This window comes from Austwickia sp. TVS 96-490-7B, assembly GCF_019331795.1.
GTDB lineage: Bacteria > Actinomycetota > Actinomycetes > Actinomycetales > Dermatophilaceae > Austwickia.
The window spans coordinates 13,347-25,163 of the sequence record NZ_JAHPZL010000020.1 but is presented as its reverse complement, the minus strand read 5'-3'; the positions used below and the strand labels follow the sequence as shown (position 1 = coordinate 25,163).

Annotated in this window: 12 protein-coding genes; 2 read left to right on the top strand and 10 right to left on the bottom strand. The window is 63.3% G+C overall.

Going from position 1 to position 11,817, the window contains the following annotated elements:
* Positions 1–101 precede the first annotated feature (101 nt).
* Together mtrA and ahcY are read right to left on the bottom strand one after the other, a co-directional pair.
* Positions 102–779 (bottom strand): MtrAB system response regulator MtrA, encoded by a 678-nt coding sequence (gene mtrA, locus KEM60_RS14615; RefSeq protein ID WP_219108536.1) that lies wholly within the window; start codon positions 777–779, stop codon positions 102–104.
* 165 nt (positions 780–944) lie between these two features.
* Positions 945–2,420, bottom strand: coding sequence for an adenosylhomocysteinase (ahcY, locus tag KEM60_RS14610; RefSeq protein WP_219108534.1), 1,476 nt, complete (start codon positions 2,418–2,420; stop codon positions 945–947).
* 200 nt (positions 2,421–2,620) lie between these two features.
* On the opposite strand from ahcY, the gene KEM60_RS14605 reads away from it, so the two are divergent.
* On the top strand, positions 2,621–3,589 hold the full coding sequence (locus KEM60_RS14605) for a DUF808 domain-containing protein (RefSeq protein WP_219108532.1): 969 nt from the start codon (positions 2,621–2,623) through the stop codon (positions 3,587–3,589).
* An 11-nt stretch (positions 3,590–3,600) separates the two neighbouring features.
* On the opposite strand, the gene KEM60_RS14600 is transcribed toward KEM60_RS14605, so the two are convergent.
* From KEM60_RS14600 to KEM60_RS14570, 7 genes are all read right to left on the bottom strand, one after another.
* A complete protein-coding gene (locus KEM60_RS14600; RefSeq protein ID WP_219108530.1) occupies positions 3,601–4,296 on the bottom strand; it encodes a class F sortase in 696 nt (231 codons plus the stop codon).
* 4 nt (positions 4,297–4,300) lie between these two features.
* The gene (locus KEM60_RS14595) at positions 4,301–5,671 is read right to left on the bottom strand and encodes an Ig-like domain-containing protein (RefSeq protein ID WP_219108526.1); all 1,371 of its coding nucleotides are present in this window, start codon (positions 5,669–5,671) and stop codon (positions 4,301–4,303) included.
* Positions 5,672–5,907: 236 nt separating this feature from the next.
* Positions 5,908–7,290 (bottom strand): mycothione reductase, encoded by a 1,383-nt coding sequence (locus tag KEM60_RS14590; protein WP_219108524.1) that lies wholly within the window; start codon positions 7,288–7,290, stop codon positions 5,908–5,910.
* A gap of 48 nt (positions 7,291–7,338) precedes the next feature.
* Positions 7,339–8,520, bottom strand: coding sequence for an SIS domain-containing protein (locus tag KEM60_RS14585; RefSeq protein WP_219108522.1), 1,182 nt, complete (start codon positions 8,518–8,520; stop codon positions 7,339–7,341).
* Between the two features lie 23 nt (positions 8,521–8,543).
* The gene (locus KEM60_RS14580; protein WP_219108520.1) at positions 8,544–8,732 is read right to left on the bottom strand and encodes a Trm112 family protein; all 189 of its coding nucleotides are present in this window, start codon (positions 8,730–8,732) and stop codon (positions 8,544–8,546) included.
* Positions 8,729–10,141, bottom strand: a complete 1,413-nt coding sequence (locus KEM60_RS14575) for a phosphomannomutase/phosphoglucomutase (protein ID WP_219108518.1) — start codon at positions 10,139–10,141, stop codon at positions 8,729–8,731. The genes KEM60_RS14580 and KEM60_RS14575 overlap by 4 nt, the downstream gene beginning before the upstream one ends.
* 42 nt (positions 10,142–10,183) lie before the next feature.
* Positions 10,184–10,576: a DUF3499 domain-containing protein gene (locus tag KEM60_RS14570; protein ID WP_219108576.1), complete on the bottom strand. Its 393-nt coding sequence runs from the start codon at positions 10,574–10,576 to the stop codon at positions 10,184–10,186.
* Positions 10,577–10,779: 203 nt separating this feature from the next.
* On the opposite strand from KEM60_RS14570, the gene KEM60_RS14565 reads away from it, so the two are divergent.
* Complete coding sequence (locus KEM60_RS14565) at positions 10,780–11,121, top strand: metallopeptidase family protein (protein ID WP_219108517.1); 342 nt, start codon at positions 10,780–10,782, stop codon at positions 11,119–11,121.
* Positions 11,122–11,171: 50 nt separating this feature from the next.
* Here the strand turns inward: KEM60_RS14565 and KEM60_RS14560 are convergent, their stop codons facing one another.
* Entirely contained in the window at positions 11,172–11,441 is a 270-nt protein-coding gene (locus KEM60_RS14560) for a WhiB family transcriptional regulator (RefSeq protein WP_219108515.1), read from the bottom strand.
* Positions 11,442–11,817 lie beyond the last annotated feature (376 nt).

Here is an 11,817-nt window from a genome sequence, read left to right as displayed (position 1 = left end):
CACTGACGAGCCCTTTCTGCACACCGCAGTCCCGCGAGCCAGATCCGTCACCCGGCTCCGGGGTCACTCTGTCCCCAGCACACCGACTCGAGGACCAGCCGTCAGCTCGGGCCAGCCTTGTAACCGACGCCGCGCACCGTGACCACAATCTCGGGGTGTTCCGGATCACGCTCGATCTTGCTACGCAACCGCTGCACGTGCACGTTGACCAGTCTGGTATCGCCAGCGTGACGGTAACCCCACACCTGCTCCAGGAGGACCTCACGAGTGAAAACCTGCCACGGCTTACGCGCCAAGGCGACCAGCAGCTCAAACTCCAACGGGGTCAGGGCAAGGACCTTGCCATCCCGTTTCACCGAGTGACCAGCCACGTCAATCGACAGGTCACCAATCGTGAGTCGTTCCGGCTCGGGTTCTTCACCACGCCGTAGCCGGGCCCGCACCCGGGCGATGAGCTCCTGTGGTTTGAACGGTTTGAGCACATAGTCGTCGGCGCCGGACTCCAAGCCCACCACCACATCGATGGTGTCGGTGCGTGCCGACAACATCACGATCGGCACCAGAGAGTCGGCGCGAATACGCCGACATACCTCGATGCCATCCATACCGGGGAGCATGACGTCCAACAGGACCAGGTCGGGATGCACCTCCCGGAACGCTTCCAGGCCGGAAATACCGTCCGGCCGGTGAATCACCTCCAGCCCTTCGGCGCGAAGCACGATTCCCAGCATCTCGGCGAGCGCCTGGTCGTCATCGACGACGAGCACGCGTGCCTTCATGACCTCATCCCTTCGTATGCCGCCACCCCGGACTTGCATCGTACCTGGTGGGCGGCGCTTTTCATGGACATGCCGACACCATGCCCCGTCGTCACTCCCATGGGTGGGGTGTGCCGGTGCCGCTCGGTGGACGCGATCCGACGTCACGCCCACCCGTTGTTGACCTCAATAACGGTAGTGCTCAGGTTTGTACGGGCCTGCCGGATCGACCCCCAGGTATTCTGCCTGGGTCGGCGTCAAGGTGCTCAACTGTGCACCTAACGCCCCTAGATGCAGCCGGGCGACCTTCTCATCCAGGACCTTCGGCAAGGTATGCACGGCGCACGGGTAGTCCGCGGTCCGGGTGAACAGTTCGATCTGGGCGATGGTCTGGTTAGCGAACGAGTTGCTCATCACAAAACTGGGGTGTCCGGTGGCATTGCCCAGGTTGAGGAGACGCCCCTCGGAGAGCACGATCACGGAGCGCCCTGCAGGCTGACCGGCTGGGCCTGGTTGGGTGAAAGTCCATTCGTGGACCTGGGGTTTGATTTCGATTCGGTGGACCCCGGGGATGCGCGCCAGTCCGGCCATATCGATCTCGTTGTCGAAGTGCCCGATGTTACCCACAACCGCTTTGTCTTTCATGGCCAGGAGATGTTCGGGGCGGACGATGTCGCAGCAGCCAGTGGCGGTGATGACGATATCGGCGGTGGCGATGACATCGTCCAAGATGGCGACTTGGTAACCGTCCATCGCGGCCTGCAGCGCGCAGATCGGGTCGATCTCGGTGACAATGACGCGGGCCCCCTGGCCACGCAACGACTCTGCGCAACCTTTGCCCACATCGCCGTAGCCACAGATCACCGCTGTCTTGCCGCCGATGAGAACGTCAGTGCCACGGTTGATGCCGTCGATGAGAGAGTGTCGGCAGCCGTACTTGTTGTCGAACTTGGACTTGGTGACTGAGTCGTTGACGTTGATCGCGGGGAAGAGCAGCTCACCGCAGGCGGCAAGGTGATAGAGGCGGTGTACTCCGGTGGTGGTTTCCTCGGTGACGCCCTTGATGTGCTCGGCGATACGGGTCCACCTGGTGGGGTCTTCGGTGAGCGTACGGCGTACCAAGTTTTTGACCACGGTGAACTCCACCGAATCCCTGTCGGTGTCATCGGGTACCTGGCCCAGGCCCTCCCAGGCTCGGCCGTGGTGCACCAGCATCGTCGCGTCGCCACCGTCGTCGAGGATCATGTTCGCGTACGTCGACTCGCCGTGTGGCCCGTCGGGCCAACTAAAGATCTGCGCAGCGCAATCCCAATATTCTTGGAGGGTTTCCCCTTTCCACGCGAAGACCGGCACGCCTTGTGGGTCTTGCGGGGTGCCTTGTGGTCCGACCACGACCGCGGCGGCCGCCTCGTCTTGGGTGGAGAAGATGTTGCAGGAGGCCCACCGGACCTCAGCGCCGAGAGCGACGAGGGTTTCGATGAGAACTGCAGTCTGTACGGTCATGTGCAGGGACCCGGCGATACGCGCTCCCGTCAGTGGTCGGGTCTCAGCGTATTCCTGGCGGATGGCCATCAGGCCGGGCATTTCGTGTTCGGCGAGGCGAATTTGATGGCGTCCAGCAACGGCTGCGTTCAGATCTCGGACCCGAAAGTCGGTGAACATGGGTCTCTCCTCAGGGTGACGACTCTGCCAGTTCAAGGTTAGCGATGGCCACGAATCCTCTGGTTCGACAGCGCATCTGATGAGTGCAACGTGGTCAATGAGGCTGGGGTGAACGACGTGACAGAGCTGATCGCTGCCACCGTATCCTGAGACATCGACGATCAACGTTATCGCCGGTGAGCCCCGAGGAGATCCTTTTCATGAGTATCGGATTAGTCGCCCTGCTGGACGATATCGCGGCGATGGCCAAACTCGCTGCGGCATCCCTAGACGATGTGGGTGCTGCTGCGAGTCGCGCCAGCATTAAAGCCGCTGGGGTGGTGGTTGACGACACTGCGGTGACCCCTCGCTATGTCACCGGTTTTAGCCCACAACGAGAACTCCCGATGATCAAACGGATCGCGTGGGGTTCGCTGCGCAACAAGATCGTGTTTATCCTCCCGGTGAGCCTGCTACTCAGCCAGTTCGCACCATTCCTACTCACTCCACTGTTGATGCTGGGTGGGTTATACCTGGTATATGAAGGCGCCGAGAAAGTCTGGGAATGGTGGCACCCTCACGACGGCGCCGGTCCGGCGGGTCACACTGACTCGGCGCTGGTCATGTCGGCGGAAGAACTCGAGAATTCCATGGTCGCTGGCGCAATTCGTACAGATTTCATCTTGTCGGCTGAAATCATGGTCATCGCATTAGGTGAGGTGGCGGATCGGCCATTGCTCACTCGCACGATCAGCTTGATCGTCGTGGCCTTACTGATCACGATCGGGGTGTATGGGTTAGTCGCGATGATCGTGAAGATGGACGATATCGGCCTGCATCTTGCCGGTCAGCAAGCCCGGGGCTCCCAAGCTTTAGGGCGGGGCCTAGTCGCCGCGATGCCACGACTCTTAAGCGTGCTCGGCGTGGTGGGGACGGTGGCGATGCTCTGGGTCGGCGGGCACATTCTGGTGGCTGGTACCGCGCATATGGGGTGGCCCGGCCCCGAGTCAGTGTTGCATCTCCTACATGACGTGGCACCGACAAGCTGGGGGGCCGCCAGCGCGGTCATCGGCTGGTTTGCCGAGACTCTCGGGTCAGCTGTGATCGGTTTGGGTGTCGGTGCGCTGGTGGTGCTGGTCCTTCATCTGATTCCTCGACGGAGGCCCTCAGCACACGGCGAAATCGGATGAGGTGGGCTGCGTCAACCAGGCACAGCGAAGGCGATGACATTGTCCCGATACGTGTCGACGCCATTGAGGCGGAGCAATGGCCCTCCGCAGGTGACCATAGCTAGCCGCCGAGGTCCCTGTGAGGAGAACTGTGGCAAGTCGGTTTTAGCCCGCACGACCAAGGCGTCGACGTGCCACTGATGCCTGCGGCCAGCAGCATCAGTGGTGATGACCTGGGCATGCTCTGCGATGCGATGCAGGGCATGCAATGCTCCAGGACGATCAGCAAGGTTGACATGCCCGGCCAAGACCGTGGTACCCCTATCAGCGGTCAGGTCCGGCCCATCGACCCAACGGCCGATCTGTCCTGGGTCGCCTGGGATGACCAGGCCCTGGGAGGGGTCGACGTGTTCCGGTCGGATCTGGGCGTCCACGCCGAGGGAGGGGATCACCAACCGGTTCGGGCCGTACGCCGACACACTGGGCAACGTCCCACCCTGAGCCGGTAGCGTCGACGGGGCCGATGCCGGGAGTTGCGCCGACCCAAATGTTCGGGCGGGGAGCGGCGCAGTTCGGTCCTCCTGGCGCAGGCCCGCTGACACGGTGCCCACACCGCAGATCAGTCCGATGACGAGGACGCCCTGGGCGAGCCGTCGGCGCAGTCGACGGCGGGGCGCTAGGCCGCCGGTCCCCCCTGGAGGCTGCGCGGCCGAGTCCGCGGTGGACACTGGGTCACATCGTGCGTCGTGACAGCACGAGCAGGCCTAGCCCGCACGTAGTCATCAGCACGAAGCCAATCCCGATCAGGCCCCACCCGATACGACGATCAGGAGGGATCCCCGTGTCCACCCGCCATGGCTCCTGTCCCGGAGCGGCTGGCTGACGCGGATGAACCACGGGGACGACTCCTGTCTCTACCGGCGGGATGATCGTCGTCGGTGAGCCCGGGTTCACCGGCGGCGTCGTGGCTGGATTCGTGCCAGGACTGACCGGAATCGAAGTGGTCGTCGTTGTCGTAGGGGACGGCGTGGACGTGGTCGGCGAGGAGCTAGTCCCCGATGTGGTCGACGTGCCAGGGTTCACCGGCGGCGGCGGTGGCGGTGGCGGTGGCGGTGGCGGTGGCGGTGAGGACGTTCCAGTGCCATCCCCGCCTGCCATCGTGAGTTGGGTGACTACTGGGATCGTGCCGTTGCCGATAGAGACGCTTCCTTTGTTCTCGTAAACGCGCAGCTTCTCGGTCAGAGCGGACCGCGCAAGGAAGAGGGGGACCCTTCCGATCTGTGAGAGCAACGGGCGGAACTCAACCACCATGCGATGGCCATCGCAGAAGACCACCTTCCACCGGTCGACACTCACATAGAGCGGCTCGGTGATGACACCCCCGATATTGGCCCGGCCAGTAAACATGTGACCTGAGGTGCAATTAATCTGTTGACCCGGCCCGGGGGTGTCGACGAAGGTCATGACACTGGTGGTCCTGATCCGGGGTCCTACAATCGCCCACAGCAACCGGTCATCAGCGGGGAGTCCCGGCGTCCCGGGTTTGATCCAAGACATCCATTTGGTCGAGGTGTCCGAATAGTCGTTCGTGGGCGCCACCCCGACATTTACTGTGTCGGTGAATACCCGGCCCCCCACCGTAAAAGTCAGATCCAGCGGTCCTGGGATGACGCTCTTGACCAAACCGGCCATGAAGAAGGCTGAGCCATGGACACCCACGTGGTGTGAGGCGTAATCGGTCAGGGTGAAGACCACATCCTGACCGGTGATCAGCGCAGTGGCTACGACTGCACCCTGGGCGTCCTTCAGGAGGAAATCACTCCCGTCTAGGGCAACGAGTTCAGGAGGTAGCCGAAGGGTAAAGGTCTCCCCTGGATGCGTGCCATCCGGGATTTTCCAGGTCACGTCGACGGTGACGCCGTACGTCGTGGTGGTGCTGGTCTCCCGAACAGACACTCCGGTCACGGCGTCGGGGACGGCAGCCATCACGGGACGAGTTCCAGCACACAGCAGCATCGCCGCGGTGAGCATCGTCAGCATCAGCTTCAGTGACGTCGAGGCCCACTCAGAAAAGAACATCCGGGACGAGCGCGTAGTCATCATTGATGCGCCTTGTCGTCAAGACCCGGGCCCGTGGCAACTCACGGCGGTGCTATCGGAGCAACCGGGAAAAGCCGCGACGCACCCCGGCAGAGCGCGCCCTGACGAGGTCACGATAGCGTCGACAAGCCTTCTCGTCTGCGACCTGCCACACGATCAGCCTTCATCATGAATACAACAGCAGCACAGTGATTTTCACGGACGTCCACGTATCTGCACGCGGCGCCGGCTTCACCAGCTCACATCTGGGCGAGGACTCCGATCATGGCATTCTCGAGCACCTCGGATAGCGCGGGGTGAATCCAATACTGGCCGCGGGCCAGCTGCTCCACAGTCAGCCCCAGCGACATGGCCTGGATGGCGGGTTGGATCAGTGTCGACGCCTGATCCCCCATGATGTGCACCCCCAACAGGTGACCTTCCGCCGGGTCAGCCAGGACCTTACAGAACCCCACCGTGTCTTCCATCGCCCAGCCGTACGCCGTGTCGCCGTACTGCTGCACCTTGACCACATAGGGCGTGCCATCGGCACGTAACTGCTGTTCTGTCGCCCCGACCGAAGCGATCTGGGGACAGGTGAAGACCGCCGAAGGCACCCATCGGTGGTCAAAACGGCGCAGGTCATCAGGATGAACCAGGTTGTGCGCCACCACCCGAGCCTCATGGTTTGCCACATGCTTCAACTGGTACGGCGAACTGACGTCGCCTAACGCCCACACCCCAGGAATGCCGGTCCGGCCATACTGGTCAACCACGATGCGACCGTCCGGGTGAGTCTGGATACCAGCCGCAGTCAGTCCCAGATCCTCAGTATTGGGGCGGCGACCCGCCGCGACCAGCAACACCCCTGCCTGCACCGCCGAACCGTCACTCAGCTCCACCCGGACCCCCGACCCACTCTCGTGGACCGCCACGATCTCGACGCCACGGCGCACATCCCACTGAGTGTCCGCGAACCTGGTGAACGCTTCAGAGACTTCTTCATCCTCGTGCCGAAGCAGCCGCTGCCCGCGAATCACCACCGTGACCTGGACCCCCAGGTCTGAGAAAACATGGGCAAATTCCGCCGCGATGAAACCCCCACCGAGAATCACCATCCGCTCAGGCAATTCGTCCAACCGCATCACCTCATTGGAGGTGTAATAGCGCACGCCTGACGCGGCGACGACCTCAGGGATGTGGGGGCGGGACCCCGCAGCCACCACAATCTGATCAGCGGTCAAACGCCGTTCCTGTCCCTGGGGTCCGTTGTCCCGCACCACCAACTCCCGAGGCCCCACAAATCTCGCCCGACCCTGGATCACCCCGGTCTGCGGTCCTTCACTGCGGTACGCCAGTCCCCCGGCTGAGATCGGATCGATCCGGCCGAAGACCCGGTCCCGCAGGTCCCGCCAGCGCACCCCATCGATCCGGGCATCCACGCCATACCGTGCTGCCTCCCGCACCCCTCGGGCGACGTCAGCGGCATACACCAACATCTTGGTGGGGATGCACCCCACGTTCAGGCATGTCCCCCCAAACGTCCCTGACTCGATCACCATCACCTTTTTGTCGGCAAAATCGGGTGTCACCAGGGAATTACCCGAGCCGGAACCGATGATGGCGAGGTCGACATGCTCCATGCGCCCAGGCTACCGGGGCCATCCTGAGCTCGCGGATCGGCCTCCTGGTCAGCGACGAGTCCGGTCTCTCAATTCCGCGATGTGCCGCGAGACCGCCGGGTCCATCCCCAACCCGATCGCCAAATACGTAGCAGTGAAATCAGTCGTCGCCATCAGCTCGGCTAACCTCACCAACGAGGGCCCCTGCTGCGCGGTTACCGACATGACCCGCACCCCAGCGTGCTCAGCAGTGGTGATCACCCCATCCACCAAGCCAGCACGATCAGCATCTTCAGGAGTCGCGATCTGCTGCGGTGCGTCCCGCAACATCAGCAGCCCCAACGTCGGTTGGGCCGGCCCATCCAGGAACGGATCGGCAAAAATGTCCTGTTCTCGCGGCGCACCCAAAACCCCCTGCCCACCACCTGCGGTGAATGGGCCGTCGAAGGTCGCCACGATCTGACTGGCTGCGTCCGGCAATGCCCCATACGTCGCTGGCAACCGCGCCGTACGCGACAGCATCGACGCCGCCCGATGCGCAGCCACCCCACCGAGGTCTCCCTCACCCAGCACCACTGGCACCGTCTCTGCCAACTGCAAAGCCAGCCCCTTGGCCGGGTTCACGAATGATTCCGACGACGGCCGACACGTCTCGGCAACCTCATCCAACCGATCCGCCACCTGCGCCAACACGTCATCAGACATGTCGACGATGCCCAGCCGGTCCGCGGCAATAAGCACCGGTGCCGCTAATGACCACAAGGACGTCCGACTAGAGGTGCGCCCCCGACCCGCATCGATGTGTAACCCACGGGCGCGTTCGCACACCGCAGCCAGGGGCGATTGAGCAGCACCGACCGTGACCAGGAACGCCCCCCGGCGCGCAGCTTCCGCGGCGACCGCCAACGGCCCAGGTGCCCGGCCGGACAAGGAGACCGCGACCACTAAGTCCAATGGCCCCACCCACCCGGGCAACGGCAGGTTACGACGGATCGTCACCGGCACCGGCGATCCTGGCTCTGCCAGGAGGTCTAGGACGTCACCGACGACCGCCGACCCACCTAGTGAGGCCACCAGCACGGATCGAGGACGTTCTTGGCCGGTGAGCCGATCCACTCCGCCCTCCCGGGCCAAGGTGATCGCCTCCCGGACCTGGGCGCCAGCGGTGGCCAATGCCCGCAGTGTGTCTTGGCTGTCTACCGCTGCCAGACGCGATAGGTCATCCAGCAGAGCGTCCTCGATCATCGCCACCTGGTGCCTCCTCAGGCCTCAGCTCAGACGTCCGCCAACAGGACCGGGATCCCGTCCTCCACGACAAACGTACGACGCCCACCGTCGACCACGCATGTCCCGGCGCATTCCAGCACCGCCGCGCCGGAAGGACCGGTCGCGTCGTTCAGCTCACCACGGCATACCGGGCAGCGCAGAATCTCTCGGACCCACCCGGGAATCGCCTCGTTCACCCGACACCACCGCGAACGATAGCGAGGACCTCGTCGCGGATCTGCACCATCGTCGCCTCGTCTTGTGCCTCGACGTTCAACCGAAGCAACGGCTCCGTGTTGCTCGGTCGCAGACTGAACCACCACTTCGGCGCCCCCCGGTGTTCGACAGTCACACCGTCCAGGCGGTCCACATCGACTCCCAGCGGTTCGGCCCAGTTCAGGACCGCTCGCGTCGATGCCTCGGTGTCAGCGACCGTGGAGTTGATCTCACCGGAAGCGGCGTACCGATCGAACTCGGCGACCAAAGCGGACAATGTCCCTTCTTGCCCACCCAAGGCGGCCAGGACATGCATCGCCGCAAGCATCCCGGTGTCAGCGAACCAGAAGTCCTCGAAGTAGTAATGCGCGGAGTGCTCACCACCGAAAACGGCGCGTTCTTGCGCCATCGTGCCCTTAATAAAGCTGTGCCCCACCCGAGTGCGCACCCCTCGGGCGCCGCACTCGGCGATGACCTCCCGCACTGCGTGACTGCAAATCACGTTGTAGACGATCGCCACCTGCTCAGCTGGAGTACCGGCTGCCACCCGCTTGGCGATCTCACGGCTGGCCACCAACGCGGTGATCGCCGAAGGACTGACCGGTTCGCCACGCTCGTCCACCACAAAACACCGGTCGGCGTCACCATCGAATGCCAGACCGATGTCTGCTCCGTGCTCGATCACCGCTCGCTGAAGGTCGAGCAAGTTTTTGGGATCTAGCGGGTTAGCTTCATGGTTGGGGAACGTGCCATCCAGCTCGAAGTACAGCGGCTCGATCTGCAGCGGAAGGCCCGCAAGCACGGCCGGGACGGTGTAACCACCCATACCGTTCCCTGCGTCAACAACCACCTTCAGCGGACGAATCTCGGACAGATCGACCAGACCGCGCAGGAAACCGGCGTAATCACCAAGGACATCCTGTTCCCAGATCGTTCCCGCTCCGTCGGCAGCCTCCGGGGTCGCCCCGTCGACGATCTCCTGAGCGACTCGGGTGATCTCAGCTAGGCCGCTGTCCTGCCCCACCGGACGGGCCCCCACCCGGCACATCTTGATGCCGTTGTACTGCGCAGGGTTATGGCTGGCCGTGAACATCGCGCCTGGCGCCTGCAGCGCCCCCGAGGCGTAATACAAGCCATCTGTGGAGCACAGACCGATCAGCGTGACGTCCACACCCACCAGCGCAGCCCCTTCAGCAAACGCCTGGGACAGCTCCGGGGAGGATGGCCGCATGTCATGCCCCACCACGATCCGACGCTGACCATCGGGGATCGCCACCACCTGGGCGAAAGCCGTACCAATGGCGCGGGCCACCGTCGCGTCGAGTTGGTCGGGCACGACCCCCCGCACGTCGTAGGCCTTGATGAACTCGCTGAGTCTCGCAGTTGTCACGAACGCAGCCTAGTCGTTCCTTCGCTGCGCCGCCCCAAGCACTCAGGAGTCCCGCAACACCCGCAGCTGAGGACGACCCAAGGGCGCTGGCTTCTGAGCGGTACGTCGTCCACCGCCGCCAGCGCGTGTCTGATCGGTCTCTCCTTGTTCCCCGGCCGCAGCAGCATCATCCATCGGCGGGACAGGGCGAGCATTTAACGCATCGACCACAGCGAACAGGTCGTCCTGGGCACCCTCGACGAACTCACCGACCAGACGCACCACGTCCCACCCTTGCGGCGCCGTCAGCCGGGTCGCGTGGGTGGCGCACAGATCGTATGTATGCGGCTCAGCGAAGGTCGCCAACGGACCCAGCACCGCTGTCTGCTCGGCGTAGTTGTAGGTCAGCGTGGCGACGGCCGCACGGGAACAAGCGGTCTTGGAACACCGACGCATGACAGTCACGGATAGGAGGGTAACCCTGACCGGTACCGCCGCGCTCGTCGGCACCAAGGCGGCGTGTCGCTAGGCAGCGCCGTACAGTGGGCACCATGTCAGGTCCAGTGCGTCGAGATGGCTCCCGCCGACCCGCGCGCCTCGGTCGCGATCGGCACGGGCGTGGTCACCGCGGGCCGTTGGCCTGGCCTCCGGTCCCAGCGATGCGATCTCGCTCGGATGCCTTTGACGACCTGGTCCTCGACGCAGTCGAACGTATCGAGCGCCGACTACCTCGAGGTCTCGGCGACATCGAACTGGCCGTAGAACTCGTCCCGCCATCGGACCCGGCACCGTGGGAACCGCAGCAGGTGCCGTTGTCCAGGGTCTTTCCCGCCGAGGCGGGCTTGTCCACTCGGGTGGTGCTCTACCGTCGGCCGATCGAAACTAGGGTCGAGGACCCCCGGGACCTGGCCGCAGTGGTCAACGACCTCGTGGTCGAGCAGCTTGCGGAAGCACTCGGTATCGCCCCGACCGACCTAGACCCGGGGTACGAAGAACCCTGATCCCGTCGCCATCGTGATATAAATCCTGCAATCATTCGGACGACCGACTTTTATACTGCGTGCTTTTTTACCCGGCGACGCTCCCGTTCGGACAGGCCGCCCCATATCCCAAAACGTTCGTCATTCGCGAGCGCATATTCGAGACATTCAGCACGTACTTCGCAACCGACGCAGACCCTTTTAGCCTCGCGGGTGGATCCACCCTTCTCCGGGAAAAATGCCTCCGGATCGGTCTGCGCACAGAGAGCCCGGTCCTGCCAGGACAGCTCTCCTTCTTCCTGGTCGGTGTCCAGACCGAACACCAGGCGTAACTCCTGCATGGCCCCTCCTCCACTACGACGTAACCATCACCGGCCCACCAACGCAGCCTCGACTATCAATGTCGAGCACGATAAAACGACCCCGACCGACGAGGGTGATCACAAAATCGACAACACTGAAATTACACGCGTGTCAGATGCTCCACGTCAAGCCGAGTTGCGATAGAGTATTAGGTCTTTCGTTCAAGACGAACGATCGAATTCTTCTTCTCAGATCTCTCTCGGGCACGCCGCCGTTGGCGCGCTGTGCGGGCTGGCTCAGTCCCAACGCTCGAGCCGAGCAGATAGTTCACTTGCGTAACATTCGCCACATCGACCTCAGTGTCGACGTCTGGCACACCCGCCTCGGTGGGACACCCAGAAGGCTACTGAGCAT